The organism is Streptomyces sp. NPDC031340, assembly GCF_055569945.1.
Genome location: NZ_JBVIIE010000095.1, coordinates 1 through 23,113, shown reverse-complemented (window position 1 = coordinate 23,113; position 23,113 = coordinate 1). Strand labels below are relative to the sequence as shown.

The window sequence follows — 23,113 nt, the reverse complement described above, 5'->3', positions numbered from 1 at the left end:
TCTTCCCTCCGTCTCCCCCTCCCCCCCCCCCCCCCCCCCCCCCCCCCCCCCCCCCCCCCCCCCCCCCCCCCCCCCCCCCCCCCCCCCCCCCCCCCCCCCCGCCCCGTCCGCCACCCCGCCTCCCCACCACCGAGAGGACTCCCCCGCGATGACCGAGATCACGATCCGCCGGGCCACACCGCATGACGCCCCCGAGGTGGCCGCGATGGTCCGCGAGATCGCCGCCCACGAGGATCAGACGGCGCAGGTGCACGTCACCGACAAGCAGTGGCGCGCCCTGCTCGGACGCCCCGAGGTGACCGTCCTGCTGGCCGAGCGCGGCGGGCCGGCGGTCGGCTACGTCTCCGCCGTCCGCCGGCTGCACCTGTGGACCGGCGGAGACGTGCTCGACCTCGACGACCTCTACGTCCGCCCCGGGCACCGCGACGCGGGCACCGGCCGACGGCTGATGGCCGCTCTCGCCGCGTCGGCAGCACCCGGGCGGCTGCTGATCCGCTGGGGCGTGGAGGCCGGCAACGTCGACGCGCAGCGCTTCTACCGCCGGCTCGGCGCCACCCTGCGTCCCAAGATCCTCGCCGCCTGGCCGTCCAGCGCGTACGCCGGCCTGGTCACGGACGCCTGAGAGGATGCCGTGTGACCCATTACCTGCGGTTCTTCTTCGAGGCCGGCGTGGACACCCCTCGCCCTGGTCGGACGAAGAACTGCGGGCCTTCCGGCAGCGGGCGCACGCGGCCCTGGGCGCTTTGCGCCGTGAGCTGGGTGAGGGCTGGACGGTCCGGGACGAGAGCCTGCTCTGACCTGCTCCGAACGGAGCGGTGTCTCCGCCCGGGCAAAGACACCGGGCGGAGACACCGAGCCGTGACGAATCAACGTCGGAAAGAGGCCTCGTGGCCTACTTCCCCGGCTGGGTGAACGTCAGGATCCTCGGGGTCAGGAGTTCGCCGGAGTAGGGTCCGCGGGCGGTTCCCGGCTTGACGTAGTCCCGCAGCGAGGGCATGAACATGCCGTGCAGGGCGGGGTCGCCCTCCGCGGCCGTGTCCGCGCGCGTCGGCAGCATTCCGGGGGTGATCTCGGTGCAGTTCTTCGGCCAGCCGGGCAGGCCGCGGAGCACCTGGCAGTCCCTGGTGAAGTAGTGCACGAAGAACTTGCCGCTGTTCCGGACCGTCTTCGCGTAGCCGTCCGCGGAGCCCTTGAGACCGGTGTCCAGGATGTTCGCGACGCCCGCCAGCAGGGAGGCGTCGTTGACGGACAGGGCGGTGTAGGTGGCGTTGCCGGTTTCCGTGGCGAGGGTGTCGACCACCGCGTAGACCTGCCCGGAGTCCAGCGGGAGCGGCCGTCCCAGGTAGTAGATCGCGTCCTGCTCGTCGCCCAGGCAGTTCATGTTGACGGAGCGGCAGTACGGTCCGGCCCACCCGTACTGCCTCACCGGGTCGACCAGCAGGGAGGACGCCGAGGGGCCTGTGCAGCCGTCGGCGCGAAGGCGGGCCACGGTGGTGACCCGGTCGCACACCGCGTTGATCAGGTTCTGCTCGTCGCCCGCCAGGTGGGTCTCGCTGTTCGCGGTCCGCTTCTCGAAGGTCAGCGGCCCGTACCGCCGTACGGGCCCGGCGGAGTCGGGGGCGCGCACGCGCATCACCGTCAGCGGAGGGTTCTTCCGCCACTTGTCCGCGGCCTGCGCCTGGCCGGGGTCGGGAACGGCGTACCGGAACGGGGTGACGAAGTCGACGGCGTCCTTGCCCATGCCCAGCGGTCCGACCGGGCCGTAGGCGTCGCGGTCGGGGATGTGCTCGGTGAAGATGTCCTGGTCGGGAACGCCCTGGGCCTGCAGGGCCCGGCGCACCGCCTGGTCGGTGGTGGCGCTGGGGGTGATGATGAAGTACCGGTTCTTCCCGAAGGGATAACCGGACCGGCGTTGCATGACGACGTTGTTGACGGTGTCACCGAGCGCGGACACGCTCTGGGTCCGCGCCGACCGCCGGTCGCCGGGCGGGATCGTGTCGAACAGGTACTGCTCGGGCACGACGGTGTGCCGCCACTTGTCGTAGTCGTCGGCCTTCCAGTGCCCGCGCTGACTGAACTCCCAGGTCTGCAGGGCCATGTAGCGGGCCGGGGGAGGCATCTTCCCGTAGATCACGACCGCGTCCCGCGGATCGAGCCGGTAGGTCGTCGTGTAGCCGGGGCGCGTCCGGCCGAAGGCGTTCACCGCCGCCGGGTCCACGTACTCGTTCGGCCAGGTCTTCACGACGGGCAGCACGTACGGGGCCGCGGGGTTGTTCGCGAGGCAGTTCCTCAGCACCGAGTAGGTGTACTCCTTGCAGTCCTGCTGGGTGTAGAGCCGCGCGTATCCGGGACTGACCTGGAACCCGCTCTTCTTCAGGTCGCCGACCAGCCCCTCGGTGATCTGGCCACCGGCCGTGCCCGACCCGGCACCGGCCTGGTACTGACCGCATCCGGCTGCGGCGAGAAGCATCACGCACGTCAGCGAATACCGGACTCTAGGCGCGACGTGGCCCATGGCCGTCCCTCCTGACCCAGAACGGGAACTCTCCGTAGTACGGATGCCACCATCCGTACACGGGTCGCGCAAACGCGGTGGGCGGCCGGGCAGGGGTCCGTCCCCGGACCGGGGCTCCTCCGGCACCGGTCCGGCGGCCCGCTCGACGATCAGCCCTTCCAGCCCGTACAGTGCCGATTCGATCAATCGGGGGATCAATCGGGGGAGCACATGAGCTTTCGTACGTTTCTCATCGGGGGCGGCTGGGACGCGGCCGCCGCGTCGGCGGTCTACGGGCCCTTCCTGCGCGCCGCCGCGGACACCGCCGGGGGCGGTGCGCCCAGGATCGGGTGCGTGATCGTCGACGAGGGCGACGGCGTGGGGCAGTTCGCCCGGTACGACGCCGTGCTGCGCAAGGTCGCCGACTGCGTTCCCGTTCCGCTGCTCGTGCCGATCGGCGAGCGGTTCGACGCCGGTCTGCTGCGGGACGTGCAGGGGCTGCTGGTCTGCGGTGGGCTCACCCCCGCGTACCAGGATGCGTTCGGCGACTGTCTCGACCGGCTGCCGGGCCTGCTCGCCGAGAGCGGCATGCCGTACGCGGGCTTCTCCGCGGGTGCGGCGGTGGCGGCGCGGGACGCCCTCGTCGGCGGATGGCTCGACGGCGGCGTCGCGGTGTGTCCGGAGGACAGCGCGGAGGACCTGGAGGAGGTGGAGGTGCGGGCCGGGCTCGGGATCGTGCCCTTCACCGTCGACGTGCACGCCGCGCAGTGGGGCAACCTGCCGCGGCTGATCGCGGCGGCCGCCCGGCACGGGCTCGCCCACGGCGTCGCGCTCGACGAGAACACCATGGCGGAGGTCACGCCCGACGGGCGGGTCCGGGTCGCCGGTCTCGGGCGCGCGCACTCGGTGCGGCGGGGCACCGACGGGGCCGCGCTCGTACGGGCCTACGGCGACGGCGAGGAGTTCGCCGCCGCCGGCTGATCGCACCCCCGGACGGCCGGCGCCGGCCGGCCGTCCGGTGTCCCGCCAGGCGTCCCGTCAGGCGTCGACTGGGAAGGGTCAGATCGTCGACGTGTCGATCACGAACCGGTACCGGACGTCACTCGCCAGCACCCGCTCGTACGCCTCGTTGACCTCCTCGGCGCGGATCAGCTCGATCTCGGCGCCGATGCCGTGCTCCGCGCAGAAGTCGAGCATCTCCTGCGTCTCCTGGATGCCGCCGATCATGGAGCCGGCGAGGGTCTTGCGGCCGCCGATCACCGAGAACAGGTTGAGCGAGATCGGCTCCTCGGGGGCGCCCACGTTCACCAGCGCGCCGTCCACCTTCAGCAGGGACAGCAGCGCGCCGAAGTCCATCGGGGCCGACACGGTCGAGACGATCAGGTCGAAGGTGCCGCGCAGCGCCTTGAAGGTCTCCGGGTCGCTGGTGGCGTAGTAGTGGTCGGCGCCCAGCTTCAGCCCGTCGTCCTTCTTGCGCAGGGACTGGGACAGCACGGTCACCTCGGCGCCCATCGCGTGCGCGATCTTGACGCCCATGTGGCCGAGGCCGCCGAGGCCGACGACCGCGACCTTCTTGCCGGGGCCCGCGTTCCAGTGACGCAGCGGGGAGTACGTGGTGATGCCGGCGCACAGCAGGGGCGCGGCGACGTCCAGCGCCAGGCCGTCGGGGATGCGGACGACGTAGTTCTCGTCGACGACGATCTTCTCGGAGTAGCCGCCGTAGGTCGGCTCGCCGTCCCTGCCGATGGCGTTGTACGTGCCGACGTTGCCGGCCAGGCAGTACTGCTCAAGGCCCTTGAGGCAGTTCTCGCACTCGCGGCAGGAGTCGACCATGCAGCCCACGCCCACCCGGTCGCCGACGGCGAACCTGGTGACGCCGGGGCCGACCTCGGAGACGACGCCCGCGATCTCGTGGCCCGGGACCATCGGGAATATCGCCTCGCCCCAGCCCTCGCGCGCCTGGTGGATGTCCGAGTGGCAGATGCCGGCGAACTTGATGTCGATCAGGACGTCGTGCTCGCGGACCGCTCGGCGTTCGATGGTGGTGCGCTCCAGGGGAGCCTTGGCGGCGGGTGCGGCGTACGCAGCGACAGTGGTCATGCCGGGGGTTCTCCTAGCAAGGTCGTGTGCGCCCGGCTGCCTTTCGGCCGGGCACGACGTCCAGTGTGCCCAGCGGATCGCCACTCACCCAGGCCACGCCTGTACCTACGTCCGCTGTGCCTACCACTGGCGGGGTCAGGCTGCTGTGCGTACGACCGTGAATACTGGAAGGCATGGAGGAACAGCCCGAAACCGTGCGGGAGACCGCGTCGGCCCTGGACCGGCGTGCCGAGCTCAGCGAGTTCCTGCGCACCCGGCGCGCCCGGCTGAAGCCGGAGGACGTGGGGCTGCCGGACTTCGGCAGGCACCGCCGGGTGCCGGGGCTGCGCCGCGAGGAGCTGGCGCAGCTCGCCGGGGTGTCCGTGGCGTACTACACGCGTCTGGAGCAGGGCAACGGGCGGAACGTGTCGGCTGAGGTGCTCGACTCGATCGCGCGGGCGCTGCGGCTGAGTGACGCGGAGCACGCGCATCTGGTGCACCTGGCGAAGCCGAAGCAGCACAAGAAGAAGCCGGCCGGGCGGACGCAGCAGGTGCGCGGCGCGCTGCGGCAGCTGCTGGAGACGATGGACACGGTGCCGGCCTACGTGACGGGGCGGCGTTCGGACATCCTCGCCTGGAACCGGATGGCCGCGGCCGTCTTCGGCGACTGGGGGGAGCTGCCGGCGCAGGAGCGGAACTGGGCGCGACTGGTGTTCCTGCGGCCCGACTACCGCGACCTGTTCGTGCAGTGGGAGCAGAAGGCGAGCGACGTCGTCAGCTTCCTGCGCATGGACGCGGGCTGCAGTCCCGACGATCCGCGCCTGTCCTCCCTGGTGGGTGAACTCTCCGTCAAGAGCGAGGAGTTCCGGCGCCTGTGGGCCATGCACGACGTCAAGGAGAAGGGTTTCGGCGTCAAGAACCTGCGCCATCCGCTGGTGGGCGACCTGACGCTGTCGTACGAGTCCTTCCGCCTGGCCGACGACGCGGAGCAGGTCCTGGTCACCTACCACGCGGAGCCGGGGTCGCCGTCGGCGGAGGCGCTGCGGCTGCTCGGCGACTGGGCCGCGGACGCGCCCCGGACGGGCTCCTCCGCCCGGCCCTGACCCTCCGGCGTCCGCCCGAGTCGGTACGGGGAGTCCGTGAGTACGCGTACTCATGTGGCGCGGCGGACCGTTCCGTGAGGATTTGTTCATGACGCTGAACAGGTTTCTTGCGAGTGCGGGAGCGGCGGCGCTCGCCGTGGTGGCACTGTCCGGGTGCGGCGGCGAACGGGCCGGGGAGCAGCGGGGGAAACCCGCGAGCGGGGTGGGCGCGCGGGCGGTGGCAAGCACGGACGCGGATGCCGAGGTGGCGTTCCTGGAGATGCTGGAGCGGGTGGGCGCCTCGTGCGTGCCGGACTCTCCGACGGCGCGGGAGTCCGGTGATCCGGCCCCGGGTGAGCATCCGACCACGCGGCCGGACGAGCCGCTGCCGGTGGACGAGGAGCCGCCGTCCCCGGAGGAGTTGTCCCCCGCCGCCACGCCTGAGCCCGCCCGTCTGAAGGGGGTGGAGGCGTGCGAGGGGCAGGAACACAGCGAACGCGTCGCCCTGGCGCTGACCGGCCTGGACAAGCCCACCCCGGCCCAGGTGGCGAGGGAACTGAACGAGCTCGGCTACCCCGGCTCCCGCATCCACGGCCTCAGGGCCGAGCGGGGCGCGGTGCGCTTCTGGGTGGACCTGCGGGTGATGGGCGGGCAGATCGCGCTCAAGGGGACCGCGGCCGGCGGGAAGACCGCCGTCGAGGCTTTCGCTCACCCGGCGGAAGGCGCGTTCCGGACGGGCGGTTGACGGTCGCGCAGGGGGACGTCTCCGCCGACAGGTGATGCGCGGAGCAGACGAAAGGCCCGCCGGAAGCGATCTTATCTTCCGGCGGGCCTCCTCGGCCTTTCAGGCCGCTGGGCTCCTGGTCAGGAGCCGCGGACTACTTGCCGTAGTAGGCGTTGTAGATCGAGATCGTCGACTTGTTGTTCTTCTTGTCGGTGATCTTGGCGTGGAAGGAGATGGCCTTCCCCTTCGCCGGGTTCTTCACGGTGATCTTGCCGTGGACCACGTTGACCTTCTTCCAGGTCTGGCCGTAGTCGTACGACACCCACACGCCCAGCGACTTGAGGTTGCTGCCCTTGGCGGAGCCCTCGACGACGACCGGGATGCTCACCGTCTTGCCGGCCTCGACCTTGCTGTCCAGGCCCGTGGTCGCGTTGAAACGGACCGTGGAGGCGGGCAGCTTGGTGAAGTCGGAGGTCTTCTTGGAGCGGAACGTCCAGCTCGCGTCGATGCGGGTGGAGGCCGCCGCGACCTTGACGGTGCGCTTGACCGACGTCGTCAGCTTGTAGTCCGCCTCACCCGAGGGGACCTTGAACTCGCCGTCGCCGAACAGCGGGTCGTCGTTGGAGCCGACCTTGGTGCCGTTGCGGTAGAGCGTGGTGGTGACCGAGGTGAAGGCCGACGAGCCCGCGTGCGCCTTGCCGTCGGCGAACAGCGGCACGATGCCGGAGATGCTGTTGCCGTCGCGGTACAGGCCGTAGTCGTAGTTCAGGTGCGGCCCGAACACGGCCGTGTTGAAGGTCTTCGAGTAGGTCTGGCCCGCCTTGAAGGTCTGCGGGGTGTCGATGAAGTAGCCGGCCTCGGAGATCGGGAAGCCCTCGGAGTCGGTGCCGCCGTACTGCGTGAACTCCAGGTTCCACTGCACGCCGCCCGAGGTGGACAGGTGCAGCTTGCGGGTGCCGGGCAGGGTCTGCGGCACGCCGATCGAGGAGGCGCCACTGCTGTTGGGCAGCCAGCCCAGCGCGCTGACCGCGCCCTTCTTGCCGCTCGCCGCGGCGCCCATGCCGACCTTGACCGTGGCGAGTTCGCTCGCCTTGTAGTGCTTGGTGTAGCCGGTGGCGAGCTTCTTGACCACCGCGCCGGTCGTGGTGTCGTACTCCTCGTCGTCACCCTTGGTCCAGTGGCCGTCCCACTGCTGGGTCAGCGAACCGTCGGTGACCTCCGGGCCGAGGCCCTTGGTGCGGAAGTTGTCGTAGGAGTCCAGCCACCAGCCGAAGGAGATGCCGAAGCTGCCGGACTGGATCGCGTAACCGGGAGACGCGAACTCCGACTTGGCGGCGGCGTCCGGGACGGTGATGTCGACCGGCTTCGCGGTCCGCGCGTCCAGCGTGATCGTCGTGTTCTTGGTGACGTTCAGCTTCGGCTGGGCCAGCGCGTCGACGCCCTTGGCGAAGTCCTCGGGGTCCGCGACGACGCCGGTGTCGAGGACGTAGTCGCCCTTGGGCACGCGCGTGGTGACGGTGCCGGAGGGGTCGTAGGGCGAGTAGAAGCTGCCCTCGCCGAGGCCGGAGATGCCGGCCAGGGTCGCGAGGTAGTTCTTGGCCGGGTTGCCGTCACGGTCGATGAACTTCAGCGTGACGTCGTAGGACTGGACCTCGCGCTGGACCGCGGCCGCGGTGCGCACGGCCTGCCCGCCGCCGGTCGCGGTCACGTACGCGGAGTACATGCCGTCGACCGTGCCACCCAGCCTGGTGTCGACGGTGAGGTCGACGGTGGCCTTGCCGCCCGCGGGGACGGTGACCGTGGTGGCGCCGAGCTTGAAGAAGCCCGCGGGAGCCGCCTGGCCCTTGGGGTTCTTGGCGGTGGACGTCAGCTTCAGGGTGACGTCCTTGGTGCCGAGGTTGCGGTAGGTCAGCTGCTTGGTGACCGGCTTGTCGTCGGTGTGCGGCCACTGCTGGACGCCGAAGCTCTCCGACACCGGGTCGGCGATCACCGTCTGCTTGATGGCCTTGTCGACCTGGATGCGGCCCGAGCCCTGCTGGAACGGCGTGTATCCGCCGTCCTTGGCGGAGCCGGTCAGCGCGCCCTTGAGCTCGGCGAACGACCAGTCCGGATGCTGCTGCTTGAGGATCGCCGCGGCGCCCGCCACGTGCGGGGTCGCCATCGACGTGCCCGAGATCGTCAGGTAGCCGGCCGGCTTCTCGCCGACCTCCTGGTCGATGACGCTGCCGGGGGCCGCCGCCGCGGTGATGTCCACGCCGGGGGCGGTCACGTCGGGCTTGATCTGCCCGTCGAGTCCGGGGCCGCGGCTGGAGAAGGAGGCCAGCTTGTCCTTGTCGTCGACGGCGCCGACGGTCAGGGCGTCGGCGGCGCTGCCCGGGGAGCCGATGGTCTGGTCGCCGAAGTCGCCGTCGTTGCCGGCGGCGATCGCGAACAGGATGCCCTTCTGCTCCGACAGCTTGTTGACCTCGGCCTCGAGCGGGTCGATCTCCGGGGTGTCGCCGCCGCCCAGGCTGAGGTTGACGACGTCGGCGCCCTGCTCGGCGGCCCACTCCATGCCCGCGAGGATCTGCGAGTCGTCGCCGTAGCCGTCGTCGCTGAGGACCTTGCCGTTGAGCAGCTTGGCGCCCGGGGCGACGCCCTTGTACTTGCCGCCGGACTTGGCGCCGGTGCCGGCCGCGATGGAGGCGACGTGCGTGCCGTGGCCGAACTTGTCGGTGGCGTCGGGCGAGGTGGAGAAGTTCTTCGCCGCGACCACCTGGTCCTTGAGGTCCGGGTGGGTGGCGTCGATGCCGGTGTCCAGAACGGCGATCTTCACGCCCTTGCCGTCGTAGCCGGCCGCCCACGCGGTGGGGGCGCCGATCTGCGGCACGGACTTGTCGAGGCTGGCCTTGCGGACGCCGTCGAGCCAGACGTGGGCGATGCCGGAGGCGGTGCGGTCGCCGTTGGTGACCGCGTCCCACAGCTCGGGCGCGTCCTGCTTCGGCGTCTGCACCGCGTCCGCGTTCAGGGTCTTCAGGCTCTCGCGGAGCTTGCCCGCGTCCCGTACGTCGGCCCGGGCGGCCGTCGCGGCGCCCCGGTAGCCGACGATGACCTTCAGGCCCCGCTTCTGCGACGCGCGGGTGGTGGTCTTGTTCAGCTCGGTGACGTCGAAGAGGCGCTGGTCCACCTTGCCGGTGGCGATCATGCGGGCGACGTCGGCCGGCACGACCAGGGTGTGGCCGTCGGTCCTGCGGATCTGGACGGGTATGTGCTCACGGCCCTTGGCCGGCTCCAGGCCGACGACGCGGCCCTTGGCGTCTACGGCGACGCGGTCACCGGTGATCAGGGTGATGTGGTGCTTGGCGGTGAGGGTCGGCTTCGAGGCGCTGCTCGCCTGTTCGGGCCTGGCCGACGCCGGGCTGGTCATGCCCGCCGCCAGGGCCACGGCGGCCGCGGTGGCGATCGTGGCCGCACATGCTCTCTTCACTTGTGGACGCAAGTCTCCCCCTGGAGATGAAGTACCGGGCGTCGTCCCCCGTCACCCGGCCGGGGGTGGTCTCGTACACACACGCGTACGCCCCCCGGGAACACGGAGTATGCCGGGGGGTGATCAGGCGTCTCAAGGGGTGAGAGAAGGGCCACAGGTGTATCCGGCAACTGTTACGCCGCCGCACGAACACTGTTACAGGCTTGTCGAGTTGGGTTCCCGCGTCCCGCTTGACACGTGCGTCGCGCGGGCGGGCGGCGGGGTGCGGCGGCTACGCGCCGGCGTTCTCCTTCACGGTGATGCGTCCCTTGCGGATCGTCGCCAGGCGCGGGGCCCGCCGCGCGATCGAGGAGTCGTGGGTGACCATGATGAAGGTCAGCCCGAGTTCCTTCCACATCCGCTCGAGCACCTCCATGATCTCGTCGCGCATCGACTCGTCGAGGTTGCCGGTGGGTTCGTCGGCGAGCAGCACCTTCGGCTGCTTGACCAGGGCGCGGGCGATGGCGACGCGCTGCTGCTGGCCGCCGGACAGCTCGGACGGCAGGTGTCCGAGCCGCTCGCCGAGACCGACCGACTTCAGCGCCTCGGCGGCCCGTTCGCGCCGCTCCCCGACCTTCACGCCGAGCGGTACGAGGGCGGTCTCGACGTTCTCCTGGGCGGTGAGCGTCGGGATGAGGTTGAAGGACTGGAAGACGAAGCCGATGTTCTCGCTGCGCACCTTGGTGAGCCTGCCCTCGGACAGCTTCGCCAGGTCGACGCCGTCGAGGACGATCTCACCGGCGGTGGGCCGGTCCAGTCCGCCGAGCATCTGCAGCAGGGTGGACTTGCCGCCGCCGGTGGGGCCCTGGATGACGAGCCGGTCGCCGTCGCCGATGGTGAGGTCGATGCCGTCGAGGGCGTCGACGGTCTCCTTGCCGCGGGTGTAGCGCTTGGTGACGCCTCTGAGTTCGTACATGGTCAACTCCTGCCTGAACGTATGGGAATCGGGGCCCGCGCCGGTCGGGCGGGCCCCGGGGACGTGCGGAGGGACGGTGCGGAAGACGTGCGGAGGGGCGCGCGGGGGGAGCGAAGGAGGCCGCGCAGGGGTGCCCAGGGGAGCGAAGGAGGCCGCGCAGGGGTGCGCGGGGCATGCGCGCGGCATGCGCGCGCAGGTGCGCTACTCCACGCGTCGCAGCGCGTCCGCCGGGCGCAGCCGCGAGGCCCGCCAGCCGCCGAACGCGCCCGCGATCAGGCCGCCGGCCACCGCGAGGGCGACCGCCAGGGCGATCGTCGTGGCGCTCACCGGCGCGGTGAGCGCGACCTCGAGGGTCTTCGCGGCCTGACGGCCGGGACCGCCGCCGAAGCCGCCGCCCCCGGGCCCGCCGCCTCCGGGGCCGCCCATCCCGCCGCCGCCCCCGCCGGAGCCCAGCTGGGCCTGCAGCGTCGGGCTGATCGCGGTGACGGCGTACGCGCCCGCCAGGCCGAGCGCGATACCGAGGGCGCCGCCGACCAGTCCGTTGACGATCGCCTCGCCGACGACCTGCCCGGTCACCCGGCCCGACTTCCAGCCCAGCGCCTTGAGCGTGCCGAACTCGCGCACCCGGCGCGAGACCGCGGAGGAGGTCAGCAGGCCCGCGACCAGGAAGGCGGCGACGAGCACGACGATCGACAGCCACTTGCCGACGCTGGTGGCGAGGGAGGAGGCCGTGGACAGGGAGCCGGAGACGGTGTCGGCGAGGTCGGCGGAGGTGGTGACCGTCGTACCCGAAATGTTCTTCTGGATGGCCGACTTGACGGAGTCGATCTTCTGCGAGTCGGTCGCCTTGACGTAGATCGTGGTGACCTTGTTCTTCGAGTCGCTGAGGGTCTGGGCCTGCTTCAGCGGGATGTAGAGGTTGGCGGCCGAGTCGCCGCTGTCGGCGGTGGCGACACCGATGATCTTGAACTTGGTGCCCTTGACGGTGACCGTCGAACCGACCTTGTACTTCTTCTCCTTGGCGTACGCGGAGTCCACGACGGCGACCTTCGCGTCGGTCTCCGTGGTCTTGAACGTGCGGCCGCTGGTGATCTTCGACGAGGTCAGCGGGCCGAGGGCCGGCTCGGTGACGTCGGTGCCGTAGACCGAGTAGTTGTTGACGTCGAAGTTCGCGCCGCCGCCGCGCACTTCACCCTGCGGCTGGCCGGTGCCGCCGCCGGGGCCGCCCTGCGTGCCGCCCTCGCCGTTCTGCTGACCGCCGCCGTTCTGCTGGAACTGACCCCGCGTGAACTGGCCGCTGACCTTGATGACCTGGAGGCTCAGGCCGCCGACGGCGTCCGAGACGCCGCCCTGGCCGGCGACCTTCGTCACCGTCGAGGCCGACAGCGTCTGGAAGCCCTGCACCATGACGCGGTCGCTGCTCTGCTCCTTGTCGGAGTCGGAGTCCTGCGCGTCGAAGTCGAAGCGGGGACGGTCCGAGCCGCTCGTCGGCGCCTTGGCCGCCTTGGTGACCGTCATGTCGGTACCGAGGCCGTACAGCGACTGGAGGACCTTGTCCTGCGCCTTGCCCATGCCGGACGCCACGGAGTTGACCACGATCACGAGCGCGATGCCCAGCGCGAGGCCGGAGGCGACGACGAGCGCCGCCTTTCTACGGCGCCGCAGTTCGCGCCTCAGGTAGGTGAAGAACATGGCCGCAAGGTAGGTACGCCCCGTGATGACTCGATAAGGCGGCCATAAGAGAAGCATGAGAAGGCTGTGGCGGGGCCCGGAAACACCGGTGCCGCCCCTGAGGGCGGCACCGGTCACCTGTGAAGCGGCCGTCAGACGGCCGATCCGGCCTTCCACTCGGCCCAGTTCATGTTCCAGCCGTTGAGGCCGTTGTCCGGGGCCACCGTCTTGTCACCGGTGTGCGAGACGACCACGACGTCACCGAGGATCGAGTGGTTGTAGAACCACGCGGCCGGGGTGTTCGGGTCGTTGGCGCCCTTGGTGTCGGACAGGCCCACGCAGCCGTGGCTGGTGTTCACGCTGCCGAAGACGGACTTCGCGCCCCAGTAGTTGCCGTGCACGAAGGTGCCGGAGTTGGTCAGCCGGATGGCGTGCGGCACGTCCTTGATGTCGTACTCGGCCTTGCCGTCGTTGTCGGTGAAGCCCACGGTCGTGCCGTTCATCCGGGTCTCTTTGAACTTCTCCGACATCACCATGATGCCCTCGTACGTGGTGTTCTCGGGCGAACCGGCGGAGATCGGGATGGTCTTGACGACCTTGCCGTCCTGCGTGACCTTCATCTGCTTGGTCTGCGCGTCGACGTAGGAGATCTGGTTGCGGCCGATGTGGAAGGTGACCGTCTTCTGCTGGACGCCGTAGACGCCGTCGGCGCCCTCGACGCCGTCGAGCGCGAGCTTCAGCGTGACGGTGGAGTTCCCCTGCCAGTAGTCCTCGGGCCGGCAGTCCATGCGGTTGGCGTTGAACCAGTGGCAGACGACCTCCTGGCCGCTGCTGGAGGTGACCGTGATGCCCTTCTGGACGGCGGCCTTGTCGGTGATCGCCTTGTCGAAGTTGATCGACACCGGCATCCCGACGCCGACGGTGGAGCCGTCCTCAGGCGTGAAGTTCGCTATGAAGCTGTTGGACGGGGAGACCGTGGTGAACGTGGCGTTCTCGTGGGCGACGCGGCCCTCGGAGTCCTTCGCGGCCGCGGCGAGCTTGTAGGTGGTCGAGCGCTCCAGCTGGACGCTCGGCTTCCAGCTCGTCTTGTCGGCCGACAACTGCCCGGAGACGGCTTTGCCGTCGGCGGACGTCATCGTCACGCTGGTCAGCGTGCCCTTGCTGACCGTGACGGCGGCGGAGTTGTTGATGGAGGCGTTGTCGGAGCCGTCCTTGGGCGTGATCTTGATGTCCGCCTCGGACGCCTTCTTGGCGGCCGCCGCGTCGGCCTTGGCCTGGGAGCTCTCACCGCCCCCGCTTCCGGAGGCACTGTCGTCGCCGCCGGAACACGCCGAGAGCACCAGCACGCCACCGAGCAGTGCGGACGCGACCATGAAGCCCCTGCGCCGCTTACTGTTCGTCATCACACGCTTCTCCATCGTTGCCGTATCCCCAAACCCCAAGAGCCCCCGTTAACGAACTCCAACGCTCCGACCGGTGCGCCCCGTTCCACATCTACCGCATGTGTGGGGCACGCCACGTCCGCCGCGGCGGGTGGTGCGGATGACGGTCCGTGCGCCAGGTGGGACGACGAAACCCCGGGCGGCGGTTGCCGGCCGGGGCTCACCGTTCCCCCGGACCGGCGTCAGGCGTTGCCGCCCACGCCGTCGCTCTCGTCGTCCTCCTCGACATCATCCTCGTCCAGGTACCCGTCCGGCGAATCCGGGTCGTAGTCGATCTGCTCGGCCGACCAGGAGGCCTGCGCGAGGTCGGCCCCCGGCACCTCACTGACCAGGTCGAACGGGTCCACGAGGTAGGCCAGGGCTTCCGCGGTGTCTTCCGTCACAGCGCTCTCGGCGTGTACCCGCTCACCGGCCGGCATATCGGGGTCGTCCGCGATCCGCTCCAGGGCGGCCCGGGTCAGGGCGCCGGAGTCCTCGATTTCGAGGACGAGTTCGACGCGAAGGCGGACAAAACGTGACGTGTCTTCAGTGCTCATGCCCCGGAGCGTACGGCTCATTCCTCCCGTGACTTTCCTGTGACCCTCGCCTTTCACTACCATCGGCCCACACGGCCAATTCGCCAGCGCCTCAAGGGGATCGATATTCCGTGTCATCCGCTCGCCGTCCGTTGCTGACCGCCACCGCCGCGGGGACGCTGCTGTGCGCCCTGTGGTTCGTCCCGTCCGCCAACGCGACACAGGACAACCCGGTCAGACAGCAGCCCTCGGCGGGCACGACGACGCAGGCCAGGGCCGCTTCGGAGGCGGAGGCGACGGTGTCCGGGGCCGAGGACCGGCTCGCCGACACCGGCAGCTTCGACACCACTCCATACGTCGTCGGAGGCTCCCTCTTCCTCACCCTCGGCGCCGGGTTCGTCGCCTATTCGGTACGCCGGGAACGTCTGGGTTTTTGAACTTGTTTGACGTTTCCTTGACGGGGACTTCATAGTCCGCTCATGAAGAGATCATCTGGCGCGCGCAGGGGCGCCACGGTTGCCGTTGGCGTGCTGTCGCTCGCCCTCATCACGGGATGCGGCGGGAGTTCCGGCGGGGATTCCGGCGGGAAGGACGCCAAGGAACCGGTCGGCGGGGGCCCCTCGTCCACCGCGACCGCGAAGGCGCTCAGCGCGGGCGAGCTGGAGAAGCTGATCGTCTCCAAGGCGGACCTCGACGGGTACGACGTCCGGTCCGCCGACACCGGCGACAAGTTCGCCGCGTCCAAGGCCGAGGAGACGGTGGCGGACGCGAAGTGCGAGCCGATCGCCTACGTGCTCACCGGTTTCGCGCCGGGCGACGAGAGCGCGTACGTCAACCGGATGGTGACCGAGAAGAGCACCAAGCCCTCGTCCTCCGGCACCTCCGACGAGGACCTGGAGAACGCGATGGACGGTCTCCAGGACGTGCTGGACTCCACGATGACCATCGTCTCGCTCTCCTCCTACGACGGCGGGGGCGCCGAGGAGACGATGAAGTCCGTCGCGGACGCGGTCGGCGGCTGCGCGGGCGGGTTCACCGTCTCGGCCAAGGGCGAGGACGCCCAGGAGTTCACCAAGGTCGCCGGGGAGAAGTCCTCCGGGACCGGTGACGAGTCGGTGGCGTTCGCGGTGACCAGCAAGGTCGAGGGCGGCACGACGACCGTGCACGCGGAGGTCGTACGGCACGGCTCCACGATCGCCACCTACTACACGCTCAGCCTGGCGGCGCTGGCCGGCCAGAAGGACACGTACGACATCCCCGCGGACGTCGTCCGGGCCCAGGCGGCCAAGCTCGAGTGAGCCTCCGGGGCCCCGCCGCGCGGCGGGGCCCCGGCCCGCTCACCGCAGCGGCCCGGTGACCTTCTCCACCGCGGCCACCAGCCGCCCGTCCCGCACGAACGCGTCCGCGGCGGCCAGGTCGGGCGCCAGGAACCGGTCGGGTCCCGGGCCCTGGACACCGGCGGCCCGCACGGCCCCGATCACGGCGCGCGAGGCGGGCGCGGGCGTCAGGCCCTCGCGCAGCTCGACGGCGCGGGTGGCGGCGTACAGCTCGATCGCGAGCACGCGGGTGAGGTTGTCGACGGCGGTGCGCAGCTTGCGCGCCGCCGACCAGCCCATCGAGACGTGGTCCTCCTGCATGGCGGACGACGGGATGGAGTCCGCCGACGCCGGTACGGCGAGCCGCTTCAGCTCGCTCACCAGCGCGGCCTGCGTGTACTGGGCGATCATCAGGCCGGAGTCGACGCCGGGGTCGTCCGCGAGGAACGGCGGCAGGCCGTGGCTGCGGTTCTTGTCGAGCAGACGGTCGGTGCGGCGCTCGGCGATGGAGGCGAGGTCGGCGACGGCGATGGCGAGGAAGTCGAGGACGTAGCCGACCGGGGCGCCGTGGAAGTTGCCGTTGGACTCCACCCGGCCGTCGGGAAGAACCACGGGATTGTCGACCGCCGACGCCAGTTCGCGCTCGGCGACCAGGCGGGCGTGGGCGAGGGTGTCGCGCCCGGCGCCGGCGACCTGCGGGGCGCAGCGCACCGAGTAGGCGTCCTGCACGCGCGGGGCGTCGTCCTGGTGGTGGCCGGTGAGGCCGGAGCCGGTCAGCACCGCCAGCATGTTGGCGGCGGAGGCGGCCTGCCCGGGGTGCGGGCGGATGGCGTGCAGCTCGGGGGCGAGCACCCGGTCGGTGCCGAGCAGGGCCTCCAGGGTCAGGGCGGCGGTGACGTCGGCGGACTTGTAGAGGGTGTCCAGATCGGCCAGGGCCATGACCAGCATGCCGAGCATGCCGTCGGTGCCGTTGAGGAGGGCGAGGCCCTCCTTCTCGCGCAGTTCGACGGGGGCGATCCCGTGCTCGGCGAGCAGTTCCCCGGCGGGCCGTACGGCGCCGTCCGGCCCCTCGGCGTCCCCCTCGCCCATCAGCGTCAGGGCGCAGTGGGACAGCGGGGCGAGGTCGCCGGAGCAGCCGAGGGAGCCGTACTCGTGCACGACCGGGGTGATGCCGGCGTTGAGGACGTCCGCCATGGTCTGCGCGACCTCGGGGCGGACGCCGGTGTGCCCGGAGCAGACGGTCTTCAGCCGCAGGAACATCAGGGCCCGCACCACCTCGCGCTCCACCCGCGGGCCCATGCCGGCGGCGTGCGAGCGGACGATGTTGCGCTGCAGCCGACTGCGCAGGTCCTGGCTGATGTGCCGGGTCGCCAGGGCGCCGAAGCCGGTGCTGACGCCGTAGACGGGGTCGGGCTTGGCCGCCAGCGCGTCCACGATCCCGCGGGCGGCCGCGAGGGCCGCCACGGCCTCCGCGGAGAGCTCGACCCGGGCGCCTGCGCGCGCCACGGCGAGGACGTCGGACGCGGTGACCCCGGTGGTCCCCACCACCACAGTGTGCATATCCATATTCAGGAGCGTACGCACTGAATTCCACAATGTCACCAGTGGGTGGCGGGTGCACCCCTTACCCGGGCACACACAGGTCACGGGCGGCTTGCCCGGGGACAGGTCAGACGCGGCGGCCGCGGAACCGGCGGCGTTCGGCCGTCCGCTCCCCGGAGGGCTCGTCGGCCATCCGCACCACGGGGTCGTCGGGACCCTCCCGGCCGGCGACCACCGGCTCGGCGGCGCGTACCGCCTTGGCCCGGTACTGGGCGGCGTCGGCGAGCCGGAACAGGCGGCGGGCCGAGCCGACCGGCCCGATCGGGTCGCCGGTCGAGGCGACCCCGCAGGCGACCCCCTCACCCAGCTCCAGCTCCGCGGCCCGGCGGCACAGTTCACGGGCTGCCTTGACGACATCGTCGGCGGCCGGGCCGACCGCCAGCAGGCAGAACTCGTCGCCGCCGAGGCGGGCGGCCAGGGCGCCGGGGAGCATGGCCCCGCACAGCGAGAGGACCGAGCCGAAGCGCTCCAGCAGGCGGTCGCCGACGGCGTGGCCGCGGGTGTCGTTGACGTGCTTGAGCCCGTTCAGGTCGCACACGACGAGACTGACGACGATGCCGTCCGCGCGGTGGCGCTCGATGGCCTCGTCCAGCCGGGCGTCCACGGCGCGACGGTTGGCGAGGCCGGTGAGCGCGTCGGTGTAGGCGAGGCGCCTGACCTCCTCGAGGCGCTCGGCCTGGGCGATACCGGCGGCGACGACGGCGGCCAGGACGGTGGCGAAGTCGGCGTCGCCCGAACCGAAGGCGGGAACGCCGGCCCGGCGTGCGACGTACAGCTCGCCCCACGCCCGCCCGTTCAGCACGATCGGCGCGACCACGCAGCAGCCGCGGCCACGGCGCCGCAGGGCTGCGACGCGCTGGTGGACGTAACCGGGGCGGCCCCCCGCGGCCGGACCCTCGGCCGTCTCCACCCAGGCGTTGGGGCCGCCGCCGCCGGCCCAGCGTTCGTGCAGGAACTCGGTGATCTCGGGGAACTGGTGCACCGGATAGGACTCGTCGTCCGGGAACTCCTGCTCGCCCTCGGCCCGCTCTCCGACGTTGACGAGAACCCTGAGCCTGCCGAGCTCGCGCTCCCACACCGACAGCGCGGCGAAGCTCCCGCCCAGCGCGCGGCACGCGCCGGCCGCCGCGGCGCGCCACGCCTCACGCGAGCCGTGTGCCGCAGCCATGCCCTGCGCCAGCGCGACGACAGCCGCGAGCCGCTTGTCCTCACCCATCACCCCAGGCTAGGGACATTCCGAATAATTCGGGACATCCAATACCCCCAGCCGCGCCCCCGCCGCGTGACTGCATCCGGCCAAGCGGGCCGTACACAGGGGCCGGTGCACCGCACCGACCCACACCCCGACAGGGCACCGACACCGACACTGCACCGGGTCACGGGCACCCTGGTAGCCGCTCCCGCGCCCGGACGCCCGGGGCCCACCGGCACCCGCCGCCCCGGACCGGACCCGCGGCCGTCCGATCCCGCGGCCACACCCGGCCGCGCGGCCCGCGCGCGGCGTCGGCCCGGCAGCCCGTCCCCCACACGCGGGACCGGACACCCCGGCAGCCGGTCGCCGCTTCGCCCGGGCGCCGGTGCCCGGTAACCGGTGCTGTTCGGTCACTCGCCCGGCCACTGGGGCTTGCGCTTCTCGTTGAAGGCCGCCACTCCTTCCGCGCGGTCTCCGGAGAACGCCACCGAGCGCCAGGCCGCGTCCTCGACCTCCAGGCCGGCCCGCAGGTCGAGGCCGTGGCCGAGGCGCAGCGCGCGCTTGGCGGCCCGCAGCCCGACCGGCGAGTTCGCCGCGATGCGGGAGGCCAGCGCGAGCGCCTCCTCGCGGTCGCGTCCCTGCTCGACCAGTTCGTCGACCAGCCCCAGCTCGCGGGCCTCGGCGGCCTCCAGACGCCGCGCGGTGAAGATCAGCTCGGCGGCCCGCGCGGCGCCCACCCGGCGCGGCAGCAGCTGCGTGCCGCCGCCGCCCGGGATCACGCCGACGGACACCTCCGGCAGCCCCACCACGGCCGTACGGTCGGCCACGATCAGGTCGCAGGAGAGCGCCAGCTCGAAGCCGCCGCCCAGGGCGAACCCGTGCACCGCCGCGATGGTGGGCACCGGCAGCTCCAGGACACCGGTGTACGCGCCCCGCGCGACGGGCCGCTGGCGCACCAGCTCCGCGTCGGTGAAGGAGTTCCGCTCCTTCAGGTCCGCCCCGACGCAGAACGCCCGCTCGTGCGTCGACGTCACCACGACCACCCGCACGTCACGGTCGGCGCCCAGCGCCGCGCACGCCGCGGCGATCGAGCGGGCCATCTCGGTGGAGACGGCGTTCATGGCCTTGGGCCGGTCCAGAGCCAGCTCCGCGACATGCCCGACGTCCCCGTCGCCGTGCCGCCGCACCAGCACGAACTCCCCGAACCGCTCCTCGCTCATGACGCCCTCCGGTTAACGCGGGTTAACAAGATACGTCCCGATCATCCCAGTCCCGGCCCGGCGGCGAAAGGCGCACCCGTCAACCCGTTCGAGTGACATCCCGCCCGACTCCCGCCCCGCCGAGCACGGCAGCGCATACCGTTCCTCCGCCACGGCGCACCGGGGGCGGGGCGCTGCAGGGAGGGGCCGCCATGACACTCACGACAGGTACGACAGACGCAGCCGGCATAAGTGTCCGTATCCGCGGCCGGCACCGCAGGCCCCGTCGGCGCCGGGCGCTGATCGCCGCCGGGGGCCTCGCGCTGGCCGCCGGCGCGCTGAGCCTCGCCCGCCTGACACCCGACGCCCCGGAGGCGGCCCGGGCCCCGGGCACCGTAAGGGCCCCGTCGCCCGCCGCCACCACCGCGTCGGCCGCGTCGGCCGCGTCGGAGACACCCGAGCCGTCCGTCGCCGCGCGAGGCGGTACGAGCACGCGGCGGGCCGCACACCCGAGCACCGTCTCCGTACCGGCCACGACCACCCCGCCCGCGGCCGTCCCCGCTGCCACGGCCCTCCCCAGGACCCCCGACGGCCCGCACCCCACAGCCACGCCCAGCCCACCGGCCACGACGAGCACCGCGCCGCCGGCGAATCCGACCCCCGGTCACACCACCGCCCCGCCCGCGCCGCAGCCGAGCACTCCCGGCCTGCCCGGCCTGCCCGGCCTGTGCGTCCCGGTCATCGGCCTGTGCGTGGACCTGCCCGGCGGCCACGACGACTGACCTCGCCCGTCGGCCGGCGTCCATGAGCCCGCGAGCCGGCCTGTCGGCCTGCCGGCCTGCCGGCCGGGGAGCCGCCGTCAGCCCGTCACTCGGGCCCGCCGCTCCGCCGGGTCAGCAGCCAGGGTTCGACCACGCCGAGGCCGCGTACCGGGCGCTGCCACATCGGCTGGAGGGCGAAGCGGTACACCGGGGGCTCCTCGCCCTCCTTCTCCGCGGTGGCCGCCGCCTCGGCGGCAGCCGCCTCCGAGGCGGGCGCGTCACCGACCCGGATCAGTTCCTCGGCGAACGCGCTGTCGACGAGGACGGCGTCGCGGGGCGCTATCGACGTCAGGCGGGACGCCAGGTTCACCGTCGTGCCGAAGACATCGCCCATGCGGGTGGTCACGGTGCCGAAGGCGATGCCGACGCGCAGCTCCGGCATCGTCTCGTCGTGGGCCATCGTCTCGATCAGGCGCAGCGCGATCTCCGCGGCGACCCCGGCGTCGTCGGCCGCGTAGAGCACCTCGTCGCCGAGCGTCTTGATGAGCCGTCCGCCGTGCGCGGCGACGAGGTCGGCGGCGGTCGTCTCGAAGGCCTCGACGAGTTCGCCGAGTTCCTCCTCCTCCATCCGGCGGGTGAGGCGGGTGAAGCCGACCAGGTCGGCGAAGCCGACCGCGAGCCGCCGGTCGACCATCTCCTCGTCGTCGGCGGCCTGCACGACCCGGCCGGCGGAGGCGGCGAGCTGGCGGCGCCAGACGTAGACGAGGAACTCCTCCAGCTCGGGCAGCAGCAGCTCGACGATCGGGTACGTCACCTCGGTGCGCGTCATCCCCGGCTCGGGCGGCTCGGTCAGGCCCTCCAGGAAGGAGTCGATCTGCCACTCGGCCAGGCGCGCGGTGGTCTGCCCGGTGGACCGGGCGACCTGCACGGCCATCGCCTCGCTGAGCAGTCCCGCCTCCACCAGACCGGCCAGCCGCCGCAGGGCCAGCACGTCGGCCTCGGTCAACGCCTTCGCCTGGCCGATGTCGGCGAAGCCCATGGCCCGCCAGAAGCGGGAGGCCAGCTCCATGGAGACGCCTGCGCTGCGGGCCGCCTGGAACGGGGTGTAGCGCCGCTCGGCGCCGAGGATGAGCTGTTCGAGGCGCAGGGCGAGCGGATCCTCGCCGGAGTCGGCGGCGTCGTGGTCCACCCGGTCGTGCGCGCCCGCGCCGGAGCCCGTGTCGTCGACGGTCACGCCTGCTGCCCTTCCGATCTGTCACGGTCAGGTATCGACCGGCCTCAACTGTACGGCAGGTGTGCGGTAGCTCACTCCCGGCCGGAACAGCGACGGGAGCGACGGTCGGAGTCGTGGTCGAAGCGGTGGTCACAGCCGCGGCCGGCAGGACGAGCACCGGGTCAAAACCGCGCCCGCCCGGCGCCGCGCCCGGCGCACCGCTCGCCACGTCGGCCGCGTCGGCCACGCCTCCGCCCCAGCGAGCACCAGGCCGGGCACCCCGCCGGGCACCCTGCCGTCACGCCGGTCTGAGGTGGACGATGTCGCCCGCGCCCACCGGCTCCTGTACTCCGTCCGGCGTCGCCAGCACCAGCCTGCCGTCGCCGTCGACCGCCACCGCCTCCCCGATGACCGACCGGTCGCCGGGGAGCTCGGCCCGTACCGTCCGGCCGAGCGTCGCGCAGCCCGCCGCGTACGTCTCCTGCAGCCCCGAGGCCGCCGGGTCGCCGCCCGCGGCCCGCCAGCGCCCGTACCAGTCCTCCAGCGAGCGCAGCATCGCCCGCAGCAGGGGGTCCCGGTCCGTGCTCACCGCTCCCGCCAGCGCCAGCGACCCCGCCTGCGGCACCGGCAGTTCGTCCTGGCGCAGGGTGACATTGACGCCGACGCCGACGACCACCGCGTCGCCCGCGGCCCGCTCCGCGAGGATCCCGCCGGCCTTGCGTTCCTCGCCGCCGACGGTGACCAGGAGGTCGTTGGGCCACTTGAGTGCCGTGTCCACGCCCGCCGCCCGGGACAGTCCCGTGGCCACCGCGACGCCGGTGAGCAGCGGCAGCCAGCCCCAGCGGGCCACGGGCACGTCGCCCGGCGTGAGCAGCACGGAGAAGTAGAGGCCCGAGCGGGCCGGTGCCGTCCACCGGCGGTCCAGGCGTCCCCGGCCGGCCGTCTGCTCCTCGGCGACCAGGACGGTTCCCTCGGCCGCCTCGCCCGACTGCGCCAGGGCGGCCAGGTCGGAGTTGGTGGAGCCGGTGCTCCGCACCACCCGTATCTCACGCCACAGGCTGCCCTCGTGCACCAGCCCCCGCCGCAGCGCGGCGGCGTTCAGGGGCGGGCGGTCGAGGTCGGACCAGCGGCTGTCGTCTGCTGCGTCGGGCGGCGTCATGCAAACCACCCTAGGTGTGGTGCACGCCGCACTGCCGATCGAGGGGCACGCCACTACGCTACGGATGAGTAACCGTCCCCCCTTTTGAGCAGGCAGGGAGCCGCATCCCGATGTCCGAGCCGGAAGAGCGTCAAGAGATCGACATCCACACGACCGCGGGCAAGCTCGCGGATCTGCAGCGCCGTATCGAGGAAGCGACGCACGCCGGCTCCGCACGCGCCGTGGAGAAGCAGCACGCCAAGG

General features: G+C 72.0%; 19 protein-coding genes. 7 read left to right on the top strand and 12 right to left on the bottom strand.

All coding sequences use genetic code 11. The annotated features are described in order from the left end of the window. Positions 1-148: 148 nt before the first annotated feature. Positions 149-622 (top strand): GNAT family N-acetyltransferase, encoded by a 474-nt coding sequence (locus ACZ5GT_RS39500; protein ID WP_469036421.1) that lies wholly within the window; start codon positions 149-151, stop codon positions 620-622. 270 nt (positions 623-892) lie between these two features. Here ACZ5GT_RS39500 and ACZ5GT_RS39495 read toward each other — a convergent pair whose 3' ends face one another. Then, positions 893-2,515 carry a hypothetical protein gene (locus ACZ5GT_RS39495; RefSeq protein WP_469036417.1) on the bottom strand — a complete coding sequence of 541 codons (1,623 nt, stop codon included), beginning with the start codon at positions 2,513-2,515 and terminating at the stop codon, positions 893-895. A gap of 210 nt (positions 2,516-2,725) precedes the next feature. Between ACZ5GT_RS39495 and ACZ5GT_RS39490 the strand changes: the two genes are divergently transcribed. Beyond that, positions 2,726-3,475 carry a type 1 glutamine amidotransferase family protein gene (locus ACZ5GT_RS39490; protein WP_469036415.1) on the top strand — a complete coding sequence of 250 codons (750 nt, stop codon included), beginning with the start codon at positions 2,726-2,728 and terminating at the stop codon, positions 3,473-3,475. A 78-nt stretch (positions 3,476-3,553) separates the two neighbouring features. Here ACZ5GT_RS39490 and ACZ5GT_RS39485 read toward each other — a convergent pair whose 3' ends face one another. Next, positions 3,554-4,594 (bottom strand): NAD(P)-dependent alcohol dehydrogenase, encoded by a 1,041-nt coding sequence (locus ACZ5GT_RS39485; protein WP_469036413.1) that lies wholly within the window; start codon positions 4,592-4,594, stop codon positions 3,554-3,556. 173 nt (positions 4,595-4,767) lie between these two features. Here ACZ5GT_RS39485 and ACZ5GT_RS39480 point away from each other — a divergent pair, with 173 nt between their 5' ends. Together ACZ5GT_RS39480 and ACZ5GT_RS39475 are read left to right on the top strand one after the other, a co-directional pair. Beyond that, on the top strand, positions 4,768-5,676 hold the full coding sequence (locus ACZ5GT_RS39480) for a helix-turn-helix domain-containing protein (protein WP_469036410.1): 909 nt from the start codon (positions 4,768-4,770) through the stop codon (positions 5,674-5,676). 88 nt (positions 5,677-5,764) lie between these two features. Beyond that, positions 5,765-6,400, top strand: coding sequence for a hypothetical protein (locus ACZ5GT_RS39475; protein ID WP_469036408.1), 636 nt, complete (start codon positions 5,765-5,767; stop codon positions 6,398-6,400). A gap of 133 nt (positions 6,401-6,533) precedes the next feature. Here the strand turns inward: ACZ5GT_RS39475 and ACZ5GT_RS39470 are convergent, their stop codons facing one another. The 5 genes from ACZ5GT_RS39470 to ACZ5GT_RS39450 all read right to left on the bottom strand — a co-directional run bounded on the left by ACZ5GT_RS39470 (position 6,534) and on the right by ACZ5GT_RS39450 (position 14,449). Then, positions 6,534-9,845: a S8 family peptidase gene (locus tag ACZ5GT_RS39470; RefSeq protein ID WP_469036407.1), complete on the bottom strand. Its 3,312-nt coding sequence runs from the start codon at positions 9,843-9,845 to the stop codon at positions 6,534-6,536. 271 nt (positions 9,846-10,116) lie between these two features. Beyond that, on the bottom strand, positions 10,117-10,800 hold the full coding sequence (locus tag ACZ5GT_RS39465; RefSeq protein ID WP_469036402.1) for an ABC transporter ATP-binding protein: 684 nt from the start codon (positions 10,798-10,800) through the stop codon (positions 10,117-10,119). Positions 10,801-11,001: 201 nt separating this feature from the next. Next, positions 11,002-12,492 carry an ABC transporter permease gene (locus tag ACZ5GT_RS39460; protein ID WP_469036399.1) on the bottom strand — a complete coding sequence of 497 codons (1,491 nt, stop codon included), beginning with the start codon at positions 12,490-12,492 and terminating at the stop codon, positions 11,002-11,004. A 131-nt stretch (positions 12,493-12,623) separates the two neighbouring features. After that, positions 12,624-13,874: a L,D-transpeptidase gene (locus ACZ5GT_RS39455; protein WP_469036397.1), complete on the bottom strand. Its 1,251-nt coding sequence runs from the start codon at positions 13,872-13,874 to the stop codon at positions 12,624-12,626. A 221-nt stretch (positions 13,875-14,095) separates the two neighbouring features. Then, positions 14,096-14,449 (bottom strand): hypothetical protein, encoded by a 354-nt coding sequence (locus tag ACZ5GT_RS39450; protein ID WP_469036395.1) that lies wholly within the window; start codon positions 14,447-14,449, stop codon positions 14,096-14,098. 110 nt (positions 14,450-14,559) lie between these two features. On the opposite strand from ACZ5GT_RS39450, the gene ACZ5GT_RS39445 reads away from it, so the two are divergent. Together ACZ5GT_RS39445 and ACZ5GT_RS39440 are read left to right on the top strand one after the other, a co-directional pair. Next, positions 14,560-14,865, top strand: a complete 306-nt coding sequence (locus tag ACZ5GT_RS39445) for a hypothetical protein (RefSeq protein ID WP_469036391.1) — start codon at positions 14,560-14,562, stop codon at positions 14,863-14,865. Between the two features lie 42 nt (positions 14,866-14,907). Next, the gene (locus ACZ5GT_RS39440) at positions 14,908-15,726 is read left to right on the top strand and encodes a hypothetical protein (protein ID WP_469036387.1); all 819 of its coding nucleotides are present in this window, start codon (positions 14,908-14,910) and stop codon (positions 15,724-15,726) included. Between the two features lie 39 nt (positions 15,727-15,765). Here ACZ5GT_RS39440 and hutH read toward each other — a convergent pair whose 3' ends face one another. The 3 genes from hutH to ACZ5GT_RS39425 all read right to left on the bottom strand — a co-directional run bounded on the left by hutH (position 15,766) and on the right by ACZ5GT_RS39425 (position 19,758). Then, positions 15,766-17,304 carry a histidine ammonia-lyase gene (gene hutH, locus ACZ5GT_RS39435; RefSeq protein ID WP_469036423.1) on the bottom strand — a complete coding sequence of 513 codons (1,539 nt, stop codon included), beginning with the start codon at positions 17,302-17,304 and terminating at the stop codon, positions 15,766-15,768. Positions 17,305-17,413: 109 nt separating this feature from the next. Further along, a complete protein-coding gene (locus ACZ5GT_RS39430; protein WP_469036383.1) occupies positions 17,414-18,562 on the bottom strand; it encodes a GGDEF domain-containing protein in 1,149 nt (382 codons plus the stop codon). Between the two features lie 386 nt (positions 18,563-18,948). After that, positions 18,949-19,758, bottom strand: coding sequence for an enoyl-CoA hydratase/isomerase family protein (locus ACZ5GT_RS39425; protein WP_469036379.1), 810 nt, complete (start codon positions 19,756-19,758; stop codon positions 18,949-18,951). Between the two features lie 191 nt (positions 19,759-19,949). Here ACZ5GT_RS39425 and ACZ5GT_RS39420 point away from each other — a divergent pair, with 191 nt between their 5' ends. Continuing rightward, positions 19,950-20,519, top strand: a complete 570-nt coding sequence (locus tag ACZ5GT_RS39420) for a hypothetical protein (RefSeq protein ID WP_469036375.1) — start codon at positions 19,950-19,952, stop codon at positions 20,517-20,519. Between the two features lie 85 nt (positions 20,520-20,604). Here the strand turns inward: ACZ5GT_RS39420 and ACZ5GT_RS39415 are convergent, their stop codons facing one another. Both ACZ5GT_RS39415 and ACZ5GT_RS39410 read right to left on the bottom strand, forming a co-directional pair. Next, the gene (locus ACZ5GT_RS39415) at positions 20,605-21,732 is read right to left on the bottom strand and encodes an adenylate/guanylate cyclase domain-containing protein (protein WP_469036372.1); all 1,128 of its coding nucleotides are present in this window, start codon (positions 21,730-21,732) and stop codon (positions 20,605-20,607) included. A gap of 277 nt (positions 21,733-22,009) precedes the next feature. Beyond that, positions 22,010-22,870 (bottom strand): biotin--[acetyl-CoA-carboxylase] ligase, encoded by an 861-nt coding sequence (locus tag ACZ5GT_RS39410; protein ID WP_469036369.1) that lies wholly within the window; start codon positions 22,868-22,870, stop codon positions 22,010-22,012. Positions 22,871-23,113 lie beyond the last annotated feature (243 nt).

Bases quoted from the DNA above. Each gene is read 5' to 3' on its own strand.
- ACZ5GT_RS39450 (WP_469036395.1), bottom strand. From the start codon at position 14,449: ATGAGCACTGAAGACACGTCACGTTTTGTCCGCCTTCGCGTCGAACTC.
- ACZ5GT_RS39490 (WP_469036415.1), top strand. From the start codon at position 2,726: ATGAGCTTTCGTACGTTTCTCATCGGGGGCGGCTGGGACGCGGCCGCC.
- ACZ5GT_RS39455 (WP_469036397.1), bottom strand. From the start codon at position 13,874: ATGACGAACAGTAAGCGGCGCAGGGGCTTCATGGTCGCGTCCGCACTG.
- ACZ5GT_RS39475 (WP_469036408.1), top strand. From the start codon at position 5,765: ATGACGCTGAACAGGTTTCTTGCGAGTGCGGGAGCGGCGGCGCTCGCC.
- ACZ5GT_RS39440 (WP_469036387.1), top strand. From the start codon at position 14,908: ATGAAGAGATCATCTGGCGCGCGCAGGGGCGCCACGGTTGCCGTTGGC.
- ACZ5GT_RS39460 (WP_469036399.1), bottom strand. From the start codon at position 12,492: ATGTTCTTCACCTACCTGAGGCGCGAACTGCGGCGCCGTAGAAAGGCG.
- ACZ5GT_RS39465 (WP_469036402.1), bottom strand. From the start codon at position 10,800: ATGTACGAACTCAGAGGCGTCACCAAGCGCTACACCCGCGGCAAGGAG.
- ACZ5GT_RS39485 (WP_469036413.1), bottom strand. From the start codon at position 4,594: ATGACCACTGTCGCTGCGTACGCCGCACCCGCCGCCAAGGCTCCCCTG.
- ACZ5GT_RS39495 (WP_469036417.1), bottom strand. From the start codon at position 2,515: ATGGGCCACGTCGCGCCTAGAGTCCGGTATTCGCTGACGTGCGTGATG.
- ACZ5GT_RS39430 (WP_469036383.1), bottom strand. From the start codon at position 18,562: ATGGGTGAGGACAAGCGGCTCGCGGCTGTCGTCGCGCTGGCGCAGGGC.
- ACZ5GT_RS39410 (WP_469036369.1), bottom strand. From the start codon at position 22,870: ATGACGCCGCCCGACGCAGCAGACGACAGCCGCTGGTCCGACCTCGAC.
- ACZ5GT_RS39425 (WP_469036379.1), bottom strand. From the start codon at position 19,758: ATGAGCGAGGAGCGGTTCGGGGAGTTCGTGCTGGTGCGGCGGCACGGC.
- ACZ5GT_RS39420 (WP_469036375.1), top strand. From the start codon at position 19,950: ATGACACTCACGACAGGTACGACAGACGCAGCCGGCATAAGTGTCCGT.
- ACZ5GT_RS39480 (WP_469036410.1), top strand. From the start codon at position 4,768: ATGGAGGAACAGCCCGAAACCGTGCGGGAGACCGCGTCGGCCCTGGAC.
- ACZ5GT_RS39500 (WP_469036421.1), top strand. From the start codon at position 149: ATGACCGAGATCACGATCCGCCGGGCCACACCGCATGACGCCCCCGAG.
- hutH (WP_469036423.1), bottom strand. From the start codon at position 17,304: ATGCACACTGTGGTGGTGGGGACCACCGGGGTCACCGCGTCCGACGTC.